25 protein-coding genes and 2 tRNA genes are annotated in these 20,534 nt (G+C 62.1%); 12 read left to right on the plus strand and 15 right to left on the minus strand.

Annotated elements, in window-relative coordinates; all coding sequences use genetic code 11:
* Position 1 precedes the first annotated feature (1 nt).
* The 5 genes from trbL to HKD21_RS01825 are packed head-to-tail and all read left to right on the plus strand — an operon-like array spanning position 2 to position 4,563.
* The gene (gene trbL, locus HKD21_RS01805; protein ID WP_077813798.1) at positions 2-1,426 is read left to right on the plus strand and encodes a P-type conjugative transfer protein TrbL; all 1,425 of its coding nucleotides are present in this window, start codon (positions 2-4) and stop codon (positions 1,424-1,426) included.
* Positions 1,426-2,109, plus strand: a complete 684-nt coding sequence (gene trbF / locus HKD21_RS01810; protein WP_010516386.1) for a conjugal transfer protein TrbF — start codon at positions 1,426-1,428, stop codon at positions 2,107-2,109. The genes trbL and trbF overlap by 1 nt, the downstream gene beginning before the upstream one ends.
* Entirely contained in the window at positions 2,106-3,107 is a 1,002-nt protein-coding gene (gene trbG, locus HKD21_RS01815; protein ID WP_029329730.1) for a P-type conjugative transfer protein TrbG, read from the plus strand. Before trbF ends, trbG begins: the two co-directional genes overlap by 4 nt.
* Positions 3,104-4,306 (plus strand): TraB/TrbI/VirB10 family type IV secretion system protein, encoded by a 1,203-nt coding sequence (locus HKD21_RS01820; protein WP_010516382.1) that lies wholly within the window; start codon positions 3,104-3,106, stop codon positions 4,304-4,306. The genes trbG and HKD21_RS01820 overlap by 4 nt, the downstream gene beginning before the upstream one ends.
* Positions 4,303-4,563, plus strand: coding sequence for a DUF2274 domain-containing protein (locus HKD21_RS01825; RefSeq protein ID WP_010516380.1), 261 nt, complete (start codon positions 4,303-4,305; stop codon positions 4,561-4,563). Before HKD21_RS01820 ends, HKD21_RS01825 begins: the two co-directional genes overlap by 4 nt.
* Here HKD21_RS01825 and HKD21_RS01830 read toward each other — a convergent pair.
* Positions 4,526-5,452 (minus strand): LysR family transcriptional regulator, encoded by a 927-nt coding sequence (locus HKD21_RS01830; protein WP_010516378.1) that lies wholly within the window; start codon positions 5,450-5,452, stop codon positions 4,526-4,528. The genes HKD21_RS01825 and HKD21_RS01830 overlap by 38 nt on opposite strands.
* Before the next feature lie 214 nt (positions 5,453-5,666).
* Between HKD21_RS01830 and HKD21_RS01835 the strand changes: the two genes are divergently transcribed.
* A complete protein-coding gene (locus tag HKD21_RS01835; RefSeq protein WP_010516376.1) occupies positions 5,667-6,236 on the plus strand; it encodes a hypothetical protein in 570 nt (189 codons plus the stop codon).
* Complete coding sequence (locus HKD21_RS01840; protein WP_010516374.1) at positions 6,233-6,865, plus strand: glutathione S-transferase family protein; 633 nt, start codon at positions 6,233-6,235, stop codon at positions 6,863-6,865. The genes HKD21_RS01835 and HKD21_RS01840 overlap by 4 nt, the downstream gene beginning before the upstream one ends.
* A 241-nt stretch (positions 6,866-7,106) precedes the next feature.
* On the opposite strand, the gene HKD21_RS01845 is transcribed toward HKD21_RS01840, so the two are convergent.
* Positions 7,107-7,181 (minus strand) — tRNA-Gly (locus HKD21_RS01845).
* A 125-nt stretch (positions 7,182-7,306) separates the two neighbouring features.
* A tRNA-Gly gene (locus tag HKD21_RS01850) sits at positions 7,307-7,381 on the minus strand.
* A gap of 172 nt (positions 7,382-7,553) precedes the next feature.
* On the opposite strand from HKD21_RS01850, the gene HKD21_RS01855 reads away from it, so the two are divergent.
* Genes HKD21_RS01855 through HKD21_RS01865 form a run of 3 tightly spaced genes read left to right on the plus strand, consistent with a single transcriptional unit; the run spans position 7,554 to position 9,404 of the window.
* Positions 7,554-8,507, plus strand: a complete 954-nt coding sequence (locus HKD21_RS01855; RefSeq protein WP_194253892.1) for a thioredoxin family protein — start codon at positions 7,554-7,556, stop codon at positions 8,505-8,507.
* Positions 8,508-8,511: 4 nt separating this feature from the next.
* A complete protein-coding gene (locus tag HKD21_RS01860) occupies positions 8,512-9,222 on the plus strand; it encodes an LON peptidase substrate-binding domain-containing protein (RefSeq protein WP_228120713.1) in 711 nt (236 codons plus the stop codon).
* 2 nt (positions 9,223-9,224) lie between these two features.
* The gene (locus HKD21_RS01865; protein ID WP_194253893.1) at positions 9,225-9,404 is read left to right on the plus strand and encodes a Trm112 family protein; all 180 of its coding nucleotides are present in this window, start codon (positions 9,225-9,227) and stop codon (positions 9,402-9,404) included.
* A 15-nt stretch (positions 9,405-9,419) separates the two neighbouring features.
* Here HKD21_RS01865 and HKD21_RS01870 read toward each other — a convergent pair whose 3' ends face one another.
* A complete protein-coding gene (locus tag HKD21_RS01870) occupies positions 9,420-10,988 on the minus strand; it encodes a globin-coupled sensor protein (RefSeq protein WP_228120715.1) in 1,569 nt (522 codons plus the stop codon).
* A 100-nt stretch (positions 10,989-11,088) separates the two neighbouring features.
* On the minus strand, positions 11,089-11,469 hold the full coding sequence (locus tag HKD21_RS01875; RefSeq protein ID WP_228120719.1) for a hypothetical protein: 381 nt from the start codon (positions 11,467-11,469) through the stop codon (positions 11,089-11,091).
* A 95-nt stretch (positions 11,470-11,564) separates the two neighbouring features.
* On the opposite strand from HKD21_RS01875, the gene HKD21_RS01880 reads away from it, so the two are divergent.
* Entirely contained in the window at positions 11,565-12,227 is a 663-nt protein-coding gene (locus tag HKD21_RS01880) for a protein-tyrosine phosphatase family protein (RefSeq protein ID WP_194253894.1), read from the plus strand.
* A gap of 12 nt (positions 12,228-12,239) precedes the next feature.
* Here the strand turns inward: HKD21_RS01880 and HKD21_RS01885 are convergent, their stop codons facing one another.
* The 5 genes from HKD21_RS01885 to HKD21_RS01905 form a co-directional block, all read right to left on the minus strand.
* The gene (locus HKD21_RS01885; protein ID WP_407646507.1) at positions 12,240-12,860 is read right to left on the minus strand and encodes a helix-turn-helix domain-containing protein; all 621 of its coding nucleotides are present in this window, start codon (positions 12,858-12,860) and stop codon (positions 12,240-12,242) included.
* Positions 12,861-12,898: 38 nt separating this feature from the next.
* Positions 12,899-14,413 (minus strand): apolipoprotein N-acyltransferase, encoded by a 1,515-nt coding sequence (lnt, locus tag HKD21_RS01890; RefSeq protein ID WP_194253896.1) that lies wholly within the window; start codon positions 14,411-14,413, stop codon positions 12,899-12,901.
* Between the two features lie 91 nt (positions 14,414-14,504).
* Positions 14,505-15,335 (minus strand): GNAT family N-acetyltransferase, encoded by an 831-nt coding sequence (locus HKD21_RS01895; RefSeq protein WP_194254093.1) that lies wholly within the window; start codon positions 15,333-15,335, stop codon positions 14,505-14,507.
* Positions 15,336-15,406: 71 nt separating this feature from the next.
* Positions 15,407-15,940, minus strand: coding sequence for a Fur family transcriptional regulator (locus HKD21_RS01900; RefSeq protein ID WP_194253897.1), 534 nt, complete (start codon positions 15,938-15,940; stop codon positions 15,407-15,409).
* Between the two features lie 104 nt (positions 15,941-16,044).
* A complete protein-coding gene (locus tag HKD21_RS01905) occupies positions 16,045-16,452 on the minus strand; it encodes a MucR family transcriptional regulator (RefSeq protein ID WP_062029993.1) in 408 nt (135 codons plus the stop codon).
* Positions 16,453-16,540: 88 nt separating this feature from the next.
* Between HKD21_RS01905 and HKD21_RS01910 the strand changes: the two genes are divergently transcribed.
* Positions 16,541-16,783: a sulfurtransferase TusA family protein gene (locus HKD21_RS01910; RefSeq protein ID WP_194253898.1), complete on the plus strand. Its 243-nt coding sequence runs from the start codon at positions 16,541-16,543 to the stop codon at positions 16,781-16,783.
* Here HKD21_RS01910 and HKD21_RS01915 read toward each other — a convergent pair.
* From HKD21_RS01915 to HKD21_RS01935, 5 genes are all read right to left on the minus strand, one after another.
* On the minus strand, positions 16,770-17,177 hold the full coding sequence (locus HKD21_RS01915) for a GNAT family N-acetyltransferase (RefSeq protein WP_194253899.1): 408 nt from the start codon (positions 17,175-17,177) through the stop codon (positions 16,770-16,772). The two genes, HKD21_RS01910 and HKD21_RS01915, sit on opposite strands and share 14 nt — an antisense overlap.
* A 32-nt stretch (positions 17,178-17,209) precedes the next feature.
* Positions 17,210-17,857, minus strand: a complete 648-nt coding sequence (gene tsaB / locus HKD21_RS01920; protein WP_322782888.1) for a tRNA (adenosine(37)-N6)-threonylcarbamoyltransferase complex dimerization subunit type 1 TsaB — start codon at positions 17,855-17,857, stop codon at positions 17,210-17,212.
* Positions 17,842-18,462, minus strand: coding sequence for a malonic semialdehyde reductase (locus HKD21_RS01925; protein ID WP_194253900.1), 621 nt, complete (start codon positions 18,460-18,462; stop codon positions 17,842-17,844). Before HKD21_RS01925 ends, tsaB begins: the two co-directional genes overlap by 16 nt.
* Before the next feature lie 3 nt (positions 18,463-18,465).
* Positions 18,466-19,029, minus strand: coding sequence for a NifU family protein (locus HKD21_RS01930; protein WP_194254095.1), 564 nt, complete (start codon positions 19,027-19,029; stop codon positions 18,466-18,468).
* A 117-nt stretch (positions 19,030-19,146) separates the two neighbouring features.
* Positions 19,147-20,523 (minus strand): ATP-binding protein, encoded by a 1,377-nt coding sequence (locus HKD21_RS01935; protein WP_228120828.1) that lies wholly within the window; start codon positions 20,521-20,523, stop codon positions 19,147-19,149.
* Between the last annotated feature and the right edge of the window lie 11 nt (positions 20,524-20,534).

Here is a 20,534-nt window from a genome sequence, read left to right on the forward strand (position 1 = left end):
AATGGCGAGCGACAATGTCGGCATCATCGACGGCTTCCTGAATACCTTCGAGACCACGATCGACAGCGGTTTCGGTCTGGTCCGGGGAAGCGTGGTGTCGCTCGCGGGTTCGCTCTCGGTGCTGGACATCGTGCTGGCGGGGCTGTTCTGGGCGTGGGCGGCCGACGAGGACATCGTCCAGCGTCTCGTGAAGAAGACGCTGTATATCGGCTTCTTTGCCTTCATCATCGACCATTTCAGCGGCCTGTCGGGGATCGTTTTCAACAGTTTCGCGGCCCTCGGTCTCAAGGCCGGCGGCGGCACGCTGGCAATTGCGGACTTCATGCACCCCGGCCGACTGGCGGCGACCGGGCTCGATGCCGCGCAACCGCTTCTGGATGCGGCGAGTAAACTGGCGTTTTCGTTCGGTGCGCTGGCCAGCATCGTGCAGATCCTCGTCCTGGTCCTGTGCTGGTTCATCGTGCTGGCGGCCTTCTTCATTCTCGCGGTGCAACTCTTCGTGGCGATCGTCGAGTTCAAGCTGACCAGCCTAGCCGGTTTCGTGCTGATCCCGTTCGCCCTGTTCAATCGCACCGCTTTCCTGGCCGAGAAGGCGCTGGGCAATGTCGTATCGTCCGGTGTGAAGATCATGGTGCTGGCGGTCATTTCCGCCATCGCCTCCGTGCTGTTCAGGCAGTTCACGACGTCCTACGGTGATAGTGCGCCCACCATCGGCCAGGCGCTGTCCGTTGTTCTGGCGTCGCTCTGCATCGTGGGTCTCGCCATTTTCGGCGGCTCTCTCGCCAATGGGCTGATCTCCGGTGCCCCGCAGCTTGGTGCCGGGGCAGCGGCCGGAACCGCAATGGCGGTGGGCGCGATGGGTGCTGCGGCTGTTGCCGCGCCCGCTGCCCTGGCGTCTGGGGGCGCTGCCGCGCTTGGTGCGACGGCCGCGGCAGCGCGCGGCGGGGCTGCCGTCGCAGGTGCCGCCACGACAGCCTACTCCATGGGAGCAGCCGGACAGACCGGCGCGGCGGGCATGGCGTCGGCGGCTGGCAATGTCGGTCGCGCCGCTGGTGGTGCTGCGATGAACGCCGTGAAGAACAAGGTCGGCGCGGCAACATCCTCGTTGAAGGAAAGCTACTCTGCTGGCGGACGCTGGGCCGCCGGTGCGATGGGCGCCGGCGGAGAAGGCGATAGGCCATCGGGTGACGGTGGATCTTCAGGCCCGTCCGGCGGCGGAGGTGATCCCGGTACCGGGCCTGCCGGTAGCGGTAACCCTGGCGGCGGCCCCGATGGCGGCGACGGCTCCGACGGCAAGCCGCCCCGCTGGGCGCGAAAGATGAAGCGCCGCAACGCCGCCACCCATGCTGCCGAGGCCGCCCATATCATCCGCTCCGCCGATGGCGGGGGCGGGTCCACGTCCATCGATCTCTCGGAGAAAGAATGATGTTCCGTCGCTCCACAACACGCTACGGGACCACGCCCGAGCCCGTCACGCCCTACCAGAAAGCCGCACAGATCTGGGATGAGCGCATCGGCTCGGCCCGTGTGCAGGCCCGCAACTGGCGGTTGATGGCGTTCGGTTCCCTGTTCCTGTCCGCAGGTCTCGGGGCCGGGCTGGTCTGGCAGTCCGCGCGCGGCACCATCACGCCGTGGGTCGTGCAGGTCGACACGCTCGGTCAGGCGCAGGTCGTGGCGCCGGCGACGTCCGGCTACATGCCCGCTGATCCGCAGATTGCCTGGTATCTGGCACAGTTCGTCCACGACGTGCGCTCCCTGTCATCCGATGCCGTCGTGGTCCGGCATAACTGGCTGCGCGCCTATAATTTCACCAGCGTTTCTGGTGCCGTGGCGCTGAACGATTATGCCCGCCTGAATGATCCGTTTTCGCGGATCGGGCACGAGCAGGTCGAGCTGGACATCGCTTCGGTAATCCGGGCCTCGCCCGCCAGCTTCCGCGTCGCCTGGACCGAGCGCCATTACCGTGACGGCGCGTTCACCGGCACCGAACGCTGGACCGCCATCGTGTCGGTTGTTCTGCGCACGCCGCGCGACGCTGATCATCTTCGGAAAAACCCGCTTGGAATCTACGTCTCTGCCATCAACTGGTCGAAGGAACTCGGGCAATGATCCGTCGCGCTCTTCGTGCTTTGCCGTTGCTAACCCTGCCCCTGGCGGGTTGCGCGCAACAGTACCATCCACCCGTCATACGATATGACGACGCGGCCCAGGCCACGCTCCTGCCTGATCCGCCGAAGCCTGTGCGGGTGGCGGAGGTGCCACAGCCACTCCCGCTGCCGGGCCAGCTCAAGCCGCTTCCGCCCTTACGGCGTACCCATGTCGTGCCCGAGGCGGCTGACCCTACCGTGCGCGTGACCCAGGCCAATCTTGCCGCTCGCATCCAGCCGACGCGGGCCGGTTACGTGAACGCGGTGCAGGTTTACCCCTACAGCGCGGGAGCGCTCTATCAGGTCTATGCTTCGCCCGGCGAGATCACCGACGTTATGCTCCAGCCGGGTGAAAAACTGGTGGGTACCGGCCCGGTCGCGGTGGGTGATACCGTGCGCTGGATCGTCGGCGATACCACCAGTGGCGCGGGCACGACCAGGCGCGTGCATATCCTGGTCAAGCCGACGCGACCGGATCTCATCACCAATCTGATCGTCAATACCGACCGGAGGAGCTACCTTGCCGAACTGCGGGCGACACCCACGACCTATATGGCGTCGGTGTCCTGGGATTATCCCGAGGACGACCTGATTGCCCTGCATCGGCAGGACAGCGACGCCGATGATGCAGCCCCGGTGGATGCGGGGCTGGATCTGAATGCGCTGAATTTCCGTTACGCTATTCAGCCGGTGAAAGGTGGCACGCCGCCCTGGCTGCCCAGCCGGGCGTTTGACGATGGCCACAAGGTCTATATCGCGTTTCCGTCCGGTATCGGGCAGGGCGAACTGCCGCCGCTGTTCGTGTTGGGGGCCGATGGCGGGCCGGAATTGGTGAACTACCGCGTCCGGCAGAACTGGATGATCGTCGATCGCCTGTTTGCCGCCGCCGAATTGCGGCTGGGCGACAGGCATTCCGAGCAGCGGGTACGGATCGTGCGCACGGATGGCAGGAAGTCATGAGCGGCGCGGAAGAGCGCCCGGAAGGGAATACGGGAGCCACCACAAGCGGAAGCGGAACAGGACCATCATCCCCGCCGCCCTCTCCCGATCTGCGGCTGCGCGCGCAGCGTCCGCCGGTGGTCCGGCTCTCGCGCCCCGTCATCTGGACGCTGGGTGGTGCGGGGATGCTCGCGATCGGTCTTGCGCTGGGCTACGCGCTGCAAAATGGTGCGCAGAAGGGGCCGCTCCAGGGGGCACAGGACACCGACACCCGCCCCTCGGCCGACGGGCTGGCCGCACTCCCCAATGACTATACCGCCACCCCGAAACTCGGGCCGCCTTTGCCCGGCGATCTCGGCAAGCCGATCCTCGATGCACAGCGGAACGGTCGCGCGGGACCGGTTTCCGGCATGGGAGACCGGCGTGGCGATCAGGAGATCGAGGCGGCACGCACCAGCAGGCTCTTCGCGCAGATCGAGGCGCGGGAGGGCCAGGCTGCGCAGACGATTCCGGTCATGGCCACCGCTCCCGGAGCACAGGCATCACCGACCGGCCCCGACCAGCAGACCGGCAATCGCGCCTTTCTGGCAGGTCAGCCGGATCGCGCGACGGTCAGCCCGGACCGGATCGTATCTCCCGCCTCGCCCTATATGCTCCAGGCCGGGACCGTCATTGCCGGCGCGCTGAACACGAAGATCAGTTCCGATCTGCCCGGCCAGATCGTGGGGCATGTGACCCAGAACGTCTATGACAGTCCGACAGGCCGGTTCTTGCTCGTCCCGCAGGGTAGCACCCTGTTCGGAGCCTATAACAGCGGCATTTCCTTCGGGCAGCAGCGCACCCAGATCATCTGGACGCGGCTGATCTATCCGAATGGCGAAAGCCTCGTCCTGGAAAAGCTGCCCGGTGGCGACGCCATCGGCCAGTCTGGCCTGTCCGATGAGGTGAACAATCATTGGGGGCAACTGTTCAAGGCGGCCCTCGTCACGACCCTCCTCAGCGTGGGCTCCGAGGCCGGGACGTCATGGAACGAGAACAACCTGATGCAGGCCATCCGCTCCGGCGCGAGCAACGGGTTTTCTATGGTCGGCAACCGGCTGATTGATCGCAGCCTGAATATTCAGCCGACGCTGACAGACCGCCCGGGCCTGCCGTTCACGCTTATCCTGAATCGCGACCTTGTCCTGAAACCCTGGCACCCAAAGGAACCGGCTCCATGACGAAGCTGCGCATCACCGAAATTCCCGACGAGAAGCCGGTCCGTGTCACCGTGGACCTGCCTGCGGACCTGCATCGCGATCTCGTCGCTTATGCTGCCCTGGTCAGCCAGAACGGCCAGTCCGTCGATCCGGCCCGTCTCGTACCGCACATGATCCGTGGCTTTATCACCTCCGACCGCGCGTTCCGAAAGCTCCGGCAGGAGCCACGGCGGGCACCCGTTAAAACGCAGTCGCCTGCTGCTCCAGAAAACGGATGACTGTCCTCGCGGCCGGTGGGCAGCGCTCACGGTGCCAAGCCGCGCCATAGGCGAAGTGGGAAAATCCGTCCCCGTCGATGACTTCCACTACCGCGATCCGCTCCCGGATGGCAGCGGGCAGAAAACCCAGCCAGGCATCCGGCAACAGAGCGATGCCGCTGCCATTCGCGGCCAATGCGACGACCCGCAGGCTTCTGACCGCCTCCTGACGTGTCACCGGCACGAATCCCGCCTGCCGCATCTTGCGCATCAAGAGCGCGAGCAGTTCCTCGCCGGTATCATCCTTGCCGATCAGAAAGATTCCATCATGCAACTCAGCCCATGACGCGGTTCCGACCTGTGCGATCGGATGTTCGGCCGACATGATCGCAACGACACGATCGCTCCAGAGCGGGACGGTGGCCACCATGCTGCCGGGCAGGGGCAGCGTCATTATCGCGAGGTCGATCTCCTCCTGTTCCAGGGCCTGGAACAGTTCTTTTTTCGCATTATCCCGATAAGTGAAGGAGATACCGGGTTGCGCAAGGCTGTACGACTCCAGTATCGCCGAGATCCGGCCGGGTGGGATGCTGCCCTGGACGCCCACGGAGATGACGCCGGTCTCGCCCCGGCTCCAACGCCGCGTGCGCTCGTACAGTCCGACTGTTCCATCGAGCAACTTCTCAGCCTCTCGCAGAAAGGCAACTCCCGCCGGGGTGAGCCGGGCACCGCTCGACGTGCGTCGAAAAAGGGAGACGCCAAGTCGCTCTTCCAGTAACCGCAAGGACCGGCTTACGGCAGATTGTTTGCCTCCCAGCGCCCGTGCGGCTCCATGGATACTTCCCTCCCTCGCGATGACACGCACGAACAGCAATTCCCGCAGATCGAGAGGTGGTCGCCGAACCGACATTTTCTGTCTATCCCGATTTTTTGAAGACCTTCGGCATGACCTGCCAAAATCCAGTCATTGTGCTTTCAAGTCTGCAACAATAATTCGTTCACGATATATTATGACGTTACTCTCTGCCTTCGCCATGAAGCCATCGCAATATCCGCGCTGCGGCGCAAAATGCTCTTGTGGCATAGTGCGCTAATGTACCACCTCGCCGAAGAGAAATGGAAGCATGATGAACCTATTGGACGAATTCATCCCGCGCTTCGATTTCAGCGAGCGACACAGTGTCGATATCTCCGCCCCGGCCAGTCGCATCATGAACGCGGTGGCTGCATGGCGGAATCAGGACGATCCGCTGGTTCGTGCCGCCATCCGCCTGCGCGAAATGCCCGCCCGGCTGTTAGGCCATGCGCGGCAACGGAATCTGGACCTCACCGACTTCACGCTGCTGGAACGGCGAGGCGATGCCGCCCTGGTCTACGGCCTCGTCGGCGCGTTCTGGCGGGCGGATTACGGATTGTGCGACATTCCCACAACGGACGCTTTTCTCACCCCTTGCCATGATGACGTCTGCAAGCTCGCTCTGGGCTTCTCCATCCAGCCGGGACCACACGGTACCCAGTTGCTGGTGACGGAAACCCGCGTGTTTTGCGCCATGGACCGGGCCAGGCGTCGCTTCACGCCCTATTGGTATCTGATCCGTCCGGTCAGCGGCCTGATCCGCCGCCGCATGCTCGCGACCATCCGGGAACAGTCGGAGTCTCCGCCCTCTCATCACCCGCGCGCAGCATTGCCATGAAGCTTTACGACTACCCCACCGCCCCCAATCCACGGCGTGTGCGCTTCTTCATCGCCGAGAAAGGGCTGACGATTCCTATCGTTACAGTTGATCTGGCGAAGCACGAGCAGTTCGCGCCCACGTTCCGCCTCCTTAACCCCTCCTGCACCGTTCCCGTCCTGGAACTGGACGACGGCACCGCGATCAGCGAGGTGCCCGTCATCTGCCGTTATCTGGAGGAGTTGCATCCCGATCCCCCTCTGATGGGCGCGACGCGAGAACAACGCGCCATCATCGGCATGTGGGACCGGCGCATGGAGATCGACGGCTATCTTGCCGCGATGGAAGCCGTACGGAACAGCCTGCCGGGACTGTCGGGCCGCGCACTGGTCGGACCACACGGCTATGCGCAAATCCCCGAGCTTACCGCGCGCGGCCGTCAGAGGCTGGCCGATTTCATGGCCGATCTGGACACCCGGCTGCGCGATGTACCCTATGTCGCGGGCAATGCCTTCTCGATCGCTGACATCACCGCGTTCGTCACGCTGGATTTCGCCCGTAGCCGACTGAAGCTGGCATTGCCAGACGAGGCCTCCGCCCTGCATGCATGGGTCACGAGCATCGCGAAACGGCCAGGAGCACAGGCATGACGGCCTTTGCCATACTCTTGTTAGCCGGCATCTCGTTCAAGAGCGCTGTTCTACTTATGAACATCACCCGCCCGAACATCCTGACGATGTGTGCCACGGGATTCGGCACGCTACGCCGTAGCCACCCCCGATTTGCTCCGGGCTGCTTACAAAATGCTTACATTCCTGTGCTACGGCACACTGTAAACAAAAAACGGTCCCGAAGGAACGTCTTTAACCGCCTGATTTTCCTTGGAAAATCTGGAGCGGGCGATGGGATTCGAACCCACGACCCCAACCTTGGCAAGGTTGTGCTCTACCCCTGAGCTACGCCCGCACTCCGTGGAGGGGCTTATGGCCGAATCAGAGCCTCAGCGCAAGAGGAGAAGAGACCCTTCGAACGTCACTTTGATCGCAGAATGCAGAAACGAAAAAAGGCACCCGAAGGTGCCTTTTTTTCACTGGAGCGGGTGATGGGATTCGAACCCACGACCCCAACCTTGGCAAGGTTGTGCTCTACCCCTGAGCTACACCCGCACTCCGTGGAGGGGCTTATGACCGAATCAACAAAACCGCGCAAGAGGGATTTTTCGATTCTGATGCAATATCCACTTCCCCGCCCCCTCTGACATGGTGTGGACTTGCACCCAAGGCAGACACATCCGATCTTTCAGGGAACTTGTCTTCCCAGCGAACGGTCCCCGCCCCCATGAGCAGCACATTCGACGAACACCTGATCGGCCAATCCACCCAAACACCCCCGGCAGGCACAACCGCCACCATCATTGATGCCGATCAGTCCAGCTTCATGGCAGATGTCGTGGAAGCCAGCCGCACGATTCCGGTTCTGGTGGATTTCTGGGCGCCATGGTGCGGTCCGTGCAGGCAGATGACGCCCGTTCTGGAAAAAGTCGTCCGCGCGGCCGGCGGGCGGGTCAGACTCGTCAAGGTGGACGTGGAAGCCAACAAAGCCCTCGCAGCCCAGCTCGAACAGCTTGGACTGCCGCTCCAGTCCATTCCTGTCGTCGTGGCATTCTGGAAAGGGCAGGTTCTGGATCTTTTTCAGGGTGCCCAGCCGGAAAGTGAAATCCGCCGCTTCGTGGAGTCTCTCCTCAAGTTGGCTGGAGACGTCATGCCCGCCACGGAAATTTTGGCGGCGGCGCGTCAGGCCCTTTCAGACGGCCATGCGGATCAGGCAGCCGGTCTGTTCTCGCAGCTTCTGGAAGCAGAACCGGAAAGCCCGGAAGGCTGGGGCGGCATGATCCGTGCGTTGATTGCCCTGAACGAACCGGAAGCCGCCGAAGATGCTTCCTCGCAGGTCCCGGCCAAGCTGGACACTCATCCGGAAATCACAGGCGCCCGTGCCGCGCTGGCGCTGCATGTGGAGGGCACCAAAGCCGCCTCAGAACTCGACGCCCTGCGCCAGCAGAGCGCCGCAGCGCCCGATGATTTCGATCTGCGCCTCAGACTGGCCGCGGCTCTCAATGGAGCCGGTCAGCGGGCACAGGCCGCCGATACGCTGTTGGACATTCTCCGCACCGACCGGGACTGGAACGATGGCGCGGCAAAAACCGAGCTTCTGCGCTTTTTCGAGGCGTGGGGACACACAGACCCTGATACGCTGGCGGCAAGACGCAAACTTTCTTCCCTTCTGTTCTCGTGAGCCGATGACCGAAACACCCGATCTCCCGCCTGACGACGTACCGAACGCGCTGTCGGACGATTTTCCGGACGAGCTTCCCCGGCGCGCTCCGCCCCTGACGGAACTGACGCTTGCGGATATTCCGCCGCGCGTCGGCCTGTTTCCGCTGTCAGGCGCGCTGCTGCTGCCAGGCGGGCATCTGCCGCTGCTGGTCTTTGAAGCGCCTTATGTGGCGCTGCTGGAGGATGCACTGGCCGGACGCAGGATGATCGGCGTGATCCAGCCCCTCATGGACCCTGACACGGACGAGCACTCCCTGCTCTACCGGACGGGAACGCTGGGCCGCATTACGGAATTTGCCGAACATGTGGACGGCACCTTCACCGTCACCCTGCTCGGAATTTCGCGCTTCCGTCTGATCCGTGAAACTCCGACAGAACGCGGATGGCGTGAAGGGATCATTGATGCAACCCCGTTCGCTGCGGATCTGGTCGAAGAAGATCCAATGCCGATCAACCGCGATCTGCTGCTGGAAGGCCTGAAGACCTATCTCGATTCCCGCGACCTTCAGGCAAGCTGGCCGCTGATAGAAGATATGGATGATGAGACGCTGCTGGTGGTCCTGCCGATGCTCGTGCCATTCACGCCAGTGGAAAAGCAGTCCCTGCTGGAAGCCATGACGCTGGATGAACGCGCCGGGCTCTTGCTGGATCTGCTTGAGAGGGGCATGGAATAGTCATGACGACTGAACTCGATCCCCGCCTCCTCTCCCTTCTGGTCTGCCCTCTGACCAAAGGACCGCTGACCTATGACCGCGAGACCCAGGAGCTTATCAGCCCCCGGGCCAAGCTCGCCTTCCCGATCCGCGACGGAATTCCGGTCATGCTGGCAGACGAAGCCCGTGCGATCGACGCCTGATCTCTGGACCTGAGGTCAGGCCTTTTCCCGAATACCCTTCTGAGAGGGCATTTTTGGAACGGAAAGCGGCCCTCCCCCCTGTGAAGGGCGGGACTGGGCTTTGCGAACCTTGAAGTTCCGAACGACGCGCGTCAGTTCCCCGGCATCACCGACCAGTTTCTGGCTGGCGCTGCTGGTCTGATGCACGATCGCGGCATTGCTCTTGGTTACGCCTTCAAGCTGTGTCGTGCTGGCATTGATGTCCATAATGCGCTGGGCCTGAGCCTCAGCACCCGAAGCAATCTGCCCTACGGCCGTTCCAAGACGCTCGACAGACGTGGTGATGTTGCCAAGGGCCGTCCCGGTTTCGTCAACCATCTGCACGCCGCGTTGTACGTCCTGCATGCTGCTGGCGATCAGCGATTTGATTTCCTTGGCCGCTGTGGCGGAACGCTGCGCCAGCGCCCGGATTTCCTGCGCGACGACGGCAAAACCGCGCCCCGCATCCCCGGCATGGGCGGCTTCCACACCGGCATTGAGCGCCAGCAGGTTGGTCTGAAATGCGATTTCGTCGATAACGCCGATAATCTGGACGATCCGGTTGGACGATGACGAGATCTTGGCCATCGCCTCGACAGTCTTGCCGACGATTTCGCGGCCCTGTTCCGTTTCCTGACAGCAGTCAGCCACGGTCGTGTCGGCCTGACGGGCTTCATCTGCCACGGCTTTTACGGAGGATGTCAGCTCGGCAATGTTGCGCGCTACAGCTGCAAGAGCATCCACCTGTTCGGCGATGCGGCCGGTGATGTCTTCCGTAGAGCCGCTGATTTCGCGGGCTCTCTGTTCCACGGCCCCCGAAGTTTCACGAACGGCATGGACGATGCGCCCAAGCCCTTCGCAGGCACGATGGAACGCGCCCCCCATACGGCTTGAACCATTTTCCAGCGCGGGGTCAATCTGCTGGACCAGATCGCCACCAGCCATGCGATCCAGCGCATCTGCTAACGCATCCGACAGGGCAGCAAGACTCTGGATTCGCTCATTTTCCGCACGCGAGCGTTCCTGAACATCCAGATTCTGATTGTAGGTTTCCAGCCCAAGCTCCATGTCCAGCAGGCCACAGCGGATCAGAAGTCCGATCTGGGAGGCGGCTTCCTCAGCGGAGGTTCCTCTGGCCGGACGGCGCAGAAGACGGTCCAGAAAGCTGCGGCGCGGCTCGGGCCAGTACTTGCGAATCAGGCCCGTAACCATGCCTTCGATCAGAAGGGCGTACGCACCAACATACCATTGGGGTTTAAGGCCGATCCGGGCGTGCGTATTGCCGATCGCGCGGGTGCTCGCGACGTACTCGGCGCCGAAATCACCTTCGAGGATCTGCTTCCAGTGCTTTTCCTGCTGACTGCGCGCGCCATTACGGTGCTGTTCGCTGGAAAAGAACTTATTCAGGGCCGGGGTCTTGAGAATCCGACCATAAAAATGGTCCAGCGCAGCCCCCAGAACGCTCAGGGCCTGCGGTCGGATTCTGGCCAGATGGGCTTTCTCAGCCGCGCCGATGCCAAGAAAAAGCAGTCGTTCGGCAATGTCTGCCTTGACCTGCTCAGTCATAGTCGGAGTCTCCAGAGCGTGGATTTGGCGCTTATTCAAAGCAAAGCCCCTAACACGCCAAGAGTTACGCAATCATGAAGAAACCCCGACGGACTCCTCGTCAGTTCGGCGTGTTGTTTTTGCCGTAGGAGACTTCGGTATCAGGCGTTGCGGGGTGTGGGGTGATATCGACGCTGCCTTCCTGCCCACCAAAGGACATCCCACCGGAGGATGGGCCGCTGCTGATGTCATGGGAAGGCGTAGCGGGGCTTTCCGCACCAGGCGGCATGGGCATGACCGGTGCATCGTCGGCATAGGACACGCCGCTTCCCTGACGGTGACGGGCGCTTCCATGGGAATGCGATCCGTGACCAGGTCCCGCACCCGGCGGTGGAAGGGGGGCCATGTCCGGGGACGGACCACTAAGCATGGAGCCGCAGCCTGTCATGGCAACAAACGACAGCATGAAGAGGGGAGAAACGAAACGCATGGCAGACAACATAGCATTTTTCAGCGGTTGACGCATCCCTTTGCGGGATGGGACACAGCGCGTTCCTGCCGCGTTCAGCGGCCTGCCCAGCAAGGATGCACTCTACCATGTTCGAAGGCCGGATCACGACCCCTGCCACACGGCGTCGCGCCTGGTGGGACAGTCTGTTCGTGGATCATTCCATCTTCCGGCTCGGCTGGACCAATCTCGCGTCCGTCGTGCCGGGCAAGGTCTGGCGCTGCAACCACCCGACGCCGTCACGGCTGCGGAGCTTAACGCGGCGGCTGCACCTGAAGACGCTCGTAAATCTGCGCGGACACCGCAAATGTGGCTCTGATGCGCTGTCCCGGGGGGCCAGCGCGAAGCTTGGGCTGGCGCATCTGGACATGGCCTTCGAAAGCCGGGGTGCGCCGCATCGCGACCGTATCCTGCGGTTCTACGACATGTACCAGACGCTGGCTTTTCCCATGCTCATGCACTGCAAATCCGGTGCGGATCGTGCGGGGCTGGCATCGGGGCTGGTGCTGATGTTCGAGGGCGGTACGGCTCAGGACGCTCTCAAGCAGTTGCACTGGCGGTTCGGGCATTTCAACCGCTCCCGCACCGGCATTCTGGATGCATTTTTCCTGCGCTACCAGAAAGAAGCCGAGGGGCGTCTGCCGTTCATGGACTGGGTGCGGAACGAGTATGACGAGGACCGTCTGCGCTCCGATTTCAAGGCTGGAAAGCTGGCATCCTTCGTGAATGACAGCATCCTGCGCCGGGAATAGAGCACCCGGCGGTCAGTCCGCTTTCGGGTCTGCCGGGCCGAGGGAGCGGATCAGGTCCAGCATCCGTTTACGGACCGCAGGGTCCGGGATGCGATAATATGAGCGCACCAGATCAACCGTCTCGCGGCGACTGAACAGGGCCGCCTCGTCCACAGGAAGATCAAACAGGCGCGGTGGCGGCACGGCGCGCGGAGGAGTCGTCCGGGGCGGAGGGGCACCGAATGCAGACTGCGTTTCGGCAAATCCCATAACGGGCGCCTGAGCAGGCTGGGGCTGACCGAAAGCCGGACTGAATGCCGGAGCAGCTTCCGGGAACTGCCGGGGTGTGGCTGAGGACGCGCGTGCATCCCGCGGCGCCTGCATATCATCGAAAAAGAAGCCGATGGGCACATCCAGAACCTGCGACAGATCGTAAAGACGGCTGGCACCCACGCGGTTTGCGCCGCGTTCGTATTTCTGGATTTGCTGAAAAGTCAGCCCCAGAGCCTCACCCAGTTTTTCCTGCGACAGCCCCAGAAGGGTACGACGCAGCCTGATCCGGTTGCCAACATGGACATCGACCGGCCCGGCCGCAGCGGAACTGCGTGGTTCGGAGCGGCTGCGATCCGTAGAAGAAGGCTCTTTTTCTGACACTTTCAAATGGTTAATTAGACAACCGCAGATTGTCAATATTAACCTTTTACACCCTGTCCATACCGTTTCCGACGCGCAGGAAGCAGGGCCAGTACCATGCACAGGACCGAAAGCGTCAAAGGCGTTGCGCGCCCGAAACGGGAGAAGACCGTTGGAGGAAGTGGTGACGGGATATCGCTGACCAGCACATCCGCCAGCCCCCAACCCAAACGGGCGGTTTCGTGTCCGGTTGCGTCATAGATGGCGGAAATCCCGGTATTGTTAGCGAAAACGACCGGAAGCCCCTCCTCTACGGCCCGCATCCGTCCGGTAGCCAGGTGCTGGCGGGGACCGGCGCTGTTGCCATACCAGGCGTCATTCGAAATCGTCACCAGCCAGTCCGGTCGGTCATTGCGGGCTGTGACGGAGCCGGAGAAAATGATCTCGTAGCAAACCATCGGCCCTACACGCCCCAGACCCGGCAGATCCCATGTCTTCAGGCCCGGCCCCGGCGTCAGAACACCAGGCAGGACGTTGAACGGCAGAATCCACGGCTGATATTCGCCGAACGGCACCAGACGACTCTTGTCATAAATGGCCGCAATGCTGCCATCGGGAGCAACCGCGATCAGGCTGTTGAACCAGTCCTTGCCGGACTGGCGATCCGAACCAACCAGAGCCGGGGCGCCGTCTGCGGCCCGGGCGATCATCTGTCGGGCGAGTGTGTCTTCGTCCAGAAGGCCGGGAAAGCCAGATTCCGGCCAGATCACCACAGGTGAACGACCACCCTGAGCGTAAGCTTTCTGCGCGCCCTGTGCGGTCAGACTCAAATAGCGGCGGAAATTGCCGACCGCATCTGCATGGCTGATGACTTCCGCTTCCGGCACGTTGCCCTGCACCAGAACGGCACGGGGGTTGACGATGTTCAGGGGGATTGCAGTGGAGAGGCGCCATGCCCCCGCGCCGACCCACAGCACGGAGACGCCCAGTACCGCCAACGCCGCACGTCTGTCGCGGAACAGAGCGAGCGAGCCGAGCACGAGGGCCAGCGACAGCCCATCCACGCCAAGTACGGCGGCAGGCTGGATCAGAACATCTCCAGCAAGACCCGGCACCTCAAGGTCGCTTCCTAGCGGATTCCACGGAAAACCCGAGAACATGAAGACGCGCCCCATGTCCATGACGGTCCAGCTTCCGGCGAACATCAGCACACGCCGCCAGCCGGGGGGCACCACGCGGCACAGCACCGCCGGAACGCAGATGAAGGGGGCAATCAATAGCGCCACGCCGGGAGACGCGAACGGCACGATCCACCAGAATTCGTGAACGCGCGTCAGGATCGCGTTCGTCAGCCAGTAGAGCCCGACCGTATGGAAGCCCATGCCGAACAGAAAGCCGCACCATGCCGCCTGCTTCCACGACCGCGCGTCTTCCGACACGCGATACAGGATCATCAGCCCCACAGGCAACAGAAACAGAAAATGGACCGGAGGCAGGGACAGGGCTGCCAGCGCTCCGGCAAGCAGCATCAGTCCGGCAAGCCGCCAGCCGCGGACAGGGAGCGTCGAAATCATGGAGAACCGTCCGGCTGACGAAGGGGCTGAAATAGAAAACAGCCGGACACTCTGCAATGTTCTGCGGAAGATCCGGCTGTGAGGCAGGCTGTCAGTCGAGGGCGTCGCGCAGGCGGCGTTCGTAATGGCGGTAATACTTGTCCGCCAGAAGTTCGCTCTTCACCAGAACGGCGACGTCGGTGGTGTTGAACTGCTCGTCCACCACCGCACCATCACCGACATAACCGCCCAGACGCAGATAACCTTTGATCAGCGGCGGCAGCTTGTTGAGGCATGCGCGGTAGTCCAGCACATGCGGATCGGTCCGCTGCATTTCCACGTAACGGTCCGGCAGCGCGCGGATACGCAGCGCCGGCGGGGCCAGATGGTTGTGGTGCATGTAGGTGAGCTGATCGGCCAGAGCGTCCGGATCGGTTCCCGGCAGGCTGCCGCAGCCGAACAGCACGTCGATCCGGTGCAGGAAAATGTAGGACGCAATACCACGCCACAGAAGCTGCATGGCGGAGCGTCCGCGATATTCCTTCGCCACGCAGGAGCGTCCGACTTCAAGCAGACGTCCGGGAAATTCCGTCAGGGTCGAGATGTCGTATTCGGAGGACGTATAAAAACGCCCGACCTTCTCTGCAGCATCCGAGCGCAGCAGACGATAGGTCCCGACGACACCGGCCGCGCCGGGGCCTTTGGCATGATCGATGACCAGAAGGTGATCGGCGGCCTCGTCAAATTCATCGACATCCCGCTTGGTGCGGAAAGCGCGTTCGTCGGGATGAGCGCCAAGTTCTTCGAAAAAGACGCGGTAACGCAGGGCCTGAGCGGCGTCGCGTTCTTCCTCCGTCTCGGCGATGCGCACACCGAGCGTGCCACCACGCAGTTCCTGAAACCCACCTTCGCGGTTCAGGGACAGAGTGGAGAGTGTCTCCATCTGACGCAGGGTTTCTTCGCTGCTGGCCAGCGTATGTGGAGCGGAAATGGGGGTGCCATCCAGTTTGGTGGTCATGATCCGCTCTTGTTCCTGTTTTCTGGAGGAGATTTTTTCCTGTCCTCGGGCTCGGCACGACGGCCAAACAGCTCGATGCGATGGGAGACGAGGTCAAATCCCAGACGCTGGGCCAGTTGGGCCAGAAGACGGACCGGTTCGTCATCTTCGAATTCAACGACCCGGCCACTATCCACGTCAATCAGGTGATAGTGGTTGCCGCTGTCGCTGGCTTCATAGCGTGCCCGTCCGCCGCCGAAATCGCGACGTTCGAGAATGCCCTTCTCCTCAAGGAGACGCACCGTGCGATAGACGGTCGCCACGGAAATGCGACTGTCGATCTCGGAGGCGCGGCGGTAGAGTTCTTCGACGTCGGGATGGTCGTCGGCAATGGACAGGACATGTGCGATGACACGTCTCTGGCCGGTCATTTTCAGACCGCTTTCCACACACAGGCGGGCAATGTGCGAATCATCCGGCACGGGGGAGGACGGGGCCTTCCGATTCCCGGGGCTGCTGCGTCTCTCAGCGGTTTTCGTATCTGCGACCATATCTGCGGCCTAGCCGAAAAACAGGCGTGTTGTCCACTTTATGGAGCCTGTCGGGTTTTCCCTGTCGCCGGGATGAAGAAACCGGCGACAGGGAAAAGAGGTTCTCAGTCTTCGCGACGACGGCCGAGGCCGATCTTGCGGGCCAGCGAGGAACGGTGGTTCGCATAGTTCGGAGCGACCATCGGATATTCCGGCGGCAGGCCCCAGCGCTCGCGGTATTCCTGCGGCGTCATGTTGTAGGCTGTCTTGAGGTGACGACGCAGCAGCTTCAGCTTCTTTCCGTCTTCAAGGCAGATAATGTAGTCCGGGAAAACCGACTTGCGCGGCGAAACGGCCGGGACCAGCTTCTCGGCAGGAGCCTCTTCCGGAACGTTCACCGTTGCAAGAGAGTCATGAACGGACCGGATCAGGGCCGGGAGAGCGTCAGCCGGAATATCGTTGTTTGATACATAGGCCGTAACGATCTGCGCGGTCAGTTGATGCAGTTCGGGAGCATTTGTCTCTTGCGACATGATAGATTAAGTCCTTCATCCTTGAGCGAGTGAGCATGTAGCAGTCATCAATTGCTGCGTTCAAGCATAAAAAGAAAGAAACGGACCCGTGACAGAAAATGAAACATTTTTCATAGATATAACGGAGAAAAAGTGCCCCATGACAACTGTATATGTCCGGGCCAAACTCGATGCCATGACTTCAGGACAGGAACTTGATGTGTGGCTCTATGGAACAGAAACACGGAAGAACGTCAGGGCATCAGTGCAGGCACTGGGTCATACAATTCTGGCTGATTCACTTGTTCCAGACAGAGCAGATCTTTACTGCCTGAGTATCAAAAGGCGTTAGAAACAAGGACCTGCGCGTCACTTCCGTCCCTGTAATAGCCGCGACGCAGTCCAGCTTTTACAAAACCGCAGGCTTCATACAGCGCAGTCGCCGGATTGTTACAGACTGCTACTTCCAGAAATACTTGTCCTTTGGGCAGAATGGCCCGCACCAAAGACCTTCCGACACCTCTGCGGCGAAAATGTGGGTGAACGGCAAGTGTCAGGATTTCCGTTTCATCCAGAACTGTCCGCGAAAGAATGAAACCGGCGGGAATATTGTCGATCAGCGCAATAACGACTTCACTTCCCTGCATGGATAGTAAATCAATAAAGGACGCCGCACTCCAGACTTCTCCGCCATGAAACGCGGCTTCATGAAGCTCCGCCAGAAGCAGCGCACATTCAATCCCCATCCTCCGCAGCTGGAACTCCTGTTCCGGAGCGTTCACAGGGGCAAGGGCCTCAGACCGGCAGCGGGAGGTTTGGCCTCGGGCGGATCGACGTAAAGCGGCATCAGGGCGCCGGGCAGGACACTTTGTGCGGCCTGAACGATACCCAAGGCGGTCGGCGCCTCGCAGAACAGCACGGGACACGGCCAATCCGGTTTTTCGGACACGGCATCCCCCGTTACACAGACCCAGTCTGCGGGATCGAGATCGACGGTCTGGCTAGCCGTGACAGGACCGTGCGGCGGGTCCACGAATACTCGGCCACGACGCGCAATGTTAACACAGACAGCGTCGGGACGCCCGAGCGTGGCGCGGATGGCTGCTCCCAACGTGACGCCGATCGTGGGGCAGTTCCAGCCTGCCGCCAACCCTGCGGCCAGTGACAGCGACGAACGCAGTCCGGTGAAGGATCCCGGACCAAGGACAGCCACGACGCGATCAGGGGCCGTGATCCAGTCATTTTGCGTCAAAAGATCGCGGATAGTGGGAGCGAAATGTTCCGAGGCGCCGCGTCCGGCCATCAGCTTTTCCGCAACAACCCGACCGTCCTCGACCAGAGCCACCAGACTGGTCAGACCGGCCCCTGCCCCGGCCCCATTGAAAACGACCGTCCTTGAAGGCCCCGTCTTTACAGACACAGACACGCTTCTCCGAAGTCCAGTCGGGGTGCACGCGGTTCTGCATGATCGAGGGTGGGTTCGTTTTCCGCCGGATAACCAAGACCGACGAGGAAATTCACGCGCCAGCCGGTAGCGTTCAGCAGCGTGTCTTCGACCATGAAACAGTCAAAGCCGGACATCGGCATGGCGGACAGGCCCAGCATCCGGGCGGCGATGATGAGATAGCCGCCTTCGAGCGTGCCGTTGCGAAACGCCGTCTCGTCGGACAGGCCCACATCGGCGGCAAACCAGTCGCGCAGGCCTTCCTGCGGATTCAGGCGAGGCAGCGCTTCGAAAAACAGCGGATCATGACACACGACGGCAAGAACCGGAGCAGCCATGGCACGGGCCACGTTCCCCGGCGACAGCGCGGGGCGGATACGCTCGCGGGCGTCCTGTGTCGTCAGAAAAACGAAGCGACCCGGCGAGCAGTTGCCGGAGGTCGGCCCCAGCTTCACCAGATCGTACAGACGGCGCAGGACATCTTCCCCGACCGGGCGCGGCGATAAACTGCGCGGCGTCCGGGCCTGCGTGAACAGGGCTTCCGCACCCGGAACCGGAGCGCAATCAGGGGCTGTCTGGCCGTCCATGGTTCAGTCCTCGACCTGTTCGACCGAGGTGACTTCGGGAACATAGTGCCGCAGCATGTTCTCGACGCCGTGCTTCAGGGTCGCACGGGAAGACGGGCAGCCGGAGCATGCGCCCTGCATGGCCAGATAGACCACGCCGTCTTTATAGCCACGGAAAGCGATGTCGCCGCCGTCACCGGCCACGGCAGGGCGCACGCGGGTGTCGAGCAGGTCCTGAATGCGGCTGACAACTTCGGCGTCTTCGGGCGCCACGTCATGTTCCGGAGCGACCTGTGTTCCCGAAAGAACCGGACGGCCGCTTTCGAAGAACGTCGTGATCGTGCCCAGCACGACGGGCTTGAGGTCGCCCCAGCTGATGTCGTCAGACTTCGTGACGGAGACGAAATCGCCGCCAAGGAAGACGCGGCGCACATTCGGCTGCCCGAACAGCGCAGTCGCCAGTTCGGAGCGTCCGGCAGCGACATCGGCATCGCCGAAATCAACGGGTCGGGCATCGCCGGTCACGCTGCGGCCAGGCAGGAATTTCAGGGTAGCGGGATTGGGGGTGTCTTCGGTCTCGATGAACATCGGGGTCATGTCCTTGCGTTCCAGTCCGCCCTGACATGTGCCACTTCGTCCCAAGGTGCAAGTGTCGGGACCACATTGGTCCGACTTCGCGTGTTTTTAACGGTGGAACGTGTCCCGTCAGACCTGTTCGCCCTGCCCCTCGCCTTTTCCCTCGTTTTTCCTTGATGGAGACGGGAGTCTCTTCGGCAGGATGATGGTCGCGCACAGCCCGCCATAACCTTTCGCGGCATCTCCGCGCCCGAGAACCAGAGTACCGCCCTCGCGCGAAATTTCGCGCTGTACGATGGCCAGACCCAGCCCGATTCCCCCCGTTGCCCGCGAGCGTGAGCTTTCCAGACGATAGAAAGGAGCGAGCACACGTTCGTATTCGCTCTCGGGAATGCCGGGTCCACTGTCGCTGATGGCGATTTCCAGCGCGCCGTCCTCGCGAGTGCGAAGTGTGGCGAGAACGTTGCCGCCATAATTGATGGCGTTTTCGATCAGGTTTGACAGAACGCGCTTCATGGCGAGTGGACGCACATGAACCAGCGCGCGATCCGGCCCTTCGTAATGGGCCTCATGACCCCGATCGACATGATCGTCCACAAGGGTTTCGAGCGTCGCGACGATATTGATGGTGCGGGGGACTTCGGGATCGTCGGCACCGGCCAGATAGGCGAGGATGCCGTTCACCATGGCTTCCATCTCGTCCAGATCGGCCTCGATGGCAGCCTGTGCCTCGCCGTCATTGAGAAAGCCACAGCGCAGACGCAGGCGGGTCAACGGCGTGCGCAGGTCATGCGAGACGGCCGCCAGAGCCTGCGTCCGGTCGTTGATGAGGCTCTGGATGCGCTCCTGCATCGCATTGATGGCACGGGCGAGGCCGCGCACTTCCGGCGGCCCACGCTCAGCCAGCGGCACCCATGTTTCACTGGAGCCGATACGATCTGCAACCGAGGCCAGCGCACGGAGCGGCATGCTGAGACCGCGGATCAGCATGGTCGCAGCAATGGCGACCGCGCCAGCCGCAATCGCTGCCGAGGCCAGACCACGCGTGACACGGTGATGACCGAGCATCCCCGGCACCCGGAAATGGATGTAGCTTCCATCTGGCAGACGCTGGGACCCCAGCACGTCCGCACTCCCCGGCCCCAGCGTATAGAGGTCCAGATGCGCCTGTTCGAGAATGGGATCGTCCGCCTTCAGGCGCCGGACGAGCTGTGTGAGCGCGACGGGAGGATGTCCCGGCAACACGGGCGCAATGGAGGCTGGCTGCCAGGCCACACTGAGTTCGCTGCCCGAGAGCATGACCGCCAGAAAGGATCTCTGGCTGACGGGCGCCGCAGCCAGCACGCGCAGATCCGTGCTCAGCGCTTCGCCAAGCTGGGCGATGCGCACGTCATCGACGATATAGGTTTCAGCCTGACCGTAGAAAATGGCGTTCGTCAGGAACACCAGTGTCACTGCGACGGTCAGGACAACGCAGACGCGCCCGACCAGCCCCAGCGGCCACAGCAGGATGCGAT

Origin of the sequence: Gluconobacter cerevisiae, assembly GCF_015244675.1 — a bacterium.
Classification (GTDB): Bacteria; Pseudomonadota; Alphaproteobacteria; order Acetobacterales; family Acetobacteraceae; genus Gluconobacter; species Gluconobacter cerevisiae.

Excerpts from the sequence above, each read along its gene's own strand:
- HKD21_RS01825 (WP_010516380.1), top strand. The coding sequence starts at position 4,303 with ATGACGAAGCTGCGCATCACCGAAATTCCCGACGAGAAGCCGGTCCGT.
- HKD21_RS01925 (WP_194253900.1), bottom strand. The coding sequence starts at position 18,462 with ATGGACGGCCAGACAGCCCCTGATTGCGCTCCGGTTCCGGGTGCGGAA.
- HKD21_RS01915 (WP_194253899.1), bottom strand. The coding sequence starts at position 17,177 with ATGGGGATTGAATGTGCGCTGCTTCTGGCGGAGCTTCATGAAGCCGCG.
- trbF (WP_010516386.1), top strand. The coding sequence starts at position 1,426 with ATGTTCCGTCGCTCCACAACACGCTACGGGACCACGCCCGAGCCCGTC.
- HKD21_RS01855 (WP_194253892.1), top strand. The coding sequence starts at position 7,554 with ATGAGCAGCACATTCGACGAACACCTGATCGGCCAATCCACCCAAACA.
- HKD21_RS01905 (WP_062029993.1), bottom strand. The coding sequence starts at position 16,452 with ATGTCGCAAGAGACAAATGCTCCCGAACTGCATCAACTGACCGCGCAG.
- HKD21_RS01865 (WP_194253893.1), top strand. The coding sequence starts at position 9,225 with ATGACGACTGAACTCGATCCCCGCCTCCTCTCCCTTCTGGTCTGCCCT.
- trbG (WP_029329730.1), top strand. The coding sequence starts at position 2,106 with ATGATCCGTCGCGCTCTTCGTGCTTTGCCGTTGCTAACCCTGCCCCTG.
- HKD21_RS01895 (WP_194254093.1), bottom strand. The coding sequence starts at position 15,335 with ATGGAGACACTCTCCACTCTGTCCCTGAACCGCGAAGGTGGGTTTCAG.
- HKD21_RS01930 (WP_194254095.1), bottom strand. The coding sequence starts at position 19,029 with ATGTTCATCGAGACCGAAGACACCCCCAATCCCGCTACCCTGAAATTC.
- HKD21_RS01880 (WP_194253894.1), top strand. The coding sequence starts at position 11,565 with ATGTTCGAAGGCCGGATCACGACCCCTGCCACACGGCGTCGCGCCTGG.
- trbL (WP_077813798.1), top strand. The coding sequence starts at position 2 with ATGGCGAGCGACAATGTCGGCATCATCGACGGCTTCCTGAATACCTTC.
- HKD21_RS01870 (WP_228120715.1), bottom strand. The coding sequence starts at position 10,988 with ATGACTGAGCAGGTCAAGGCAGACATTGCCGAACGACTGCTTTTTCTT.
- HKD21_RS01820 (WP_010516382.1), top strand. The coding sequence starts at position 3,104 with ATGAGCGGCGCGGAAGAGCGCCCGGAAGGGAATACGGGAGCCACCACA.
- HKD21_RS01875 (WP_228120719.1), bottom strand. The coding sequence starts at position 11,469 with ATGTTGTCTGCCATGCGTTTCGTTTCTCCCCTCTTCATGCTGTCGTTT.
- HKD21_RS01860 (WP_228120713.1), top strand. The coding sequence starts at position 8,512 with ATGACCGAAACACCCGATCTCCCGCCTGACGACGTACCGAACGCGCTG.
- HKD21_RS01830 (WP_010516378.1), bottom strand. The coding sequence starts at position 5,452 with ATGTCGGTTCGGCGACCACCTCTCGATCTGCGGGAATTGCTGTTCGTG.
- HKD21_RS01835 (WP_010516376.1), top strand. The coding sequence starts at position 5,667 with ATGATGAACCTATTGGACGAATTCATCCCGCGCTTCGATTTCAGCGAG.
- HKD21_RS01840 (WP_010516374.1), top strand. The coding sequence starts at position 6,233 with ATGAAGCTTTACGACTACCCCACCGCCCCCAATCCACGGCGTGTGCGC.
- HKD21_RS01900 (WP_194253897.1), bottom strand. The coding sequence starts at position 15,940 with ATGGTCGCAGATACGAAAACCGCTGAGAGACGCAGCAGCCCCGGGAAT.
- lnt (WP_194253896.1), bottom strand. The coding sequence starts at position 14,413 with ATGATTTCGACGCTCCCTGTCCGCGGCTGGCGGCTTGCCGGACTGATG.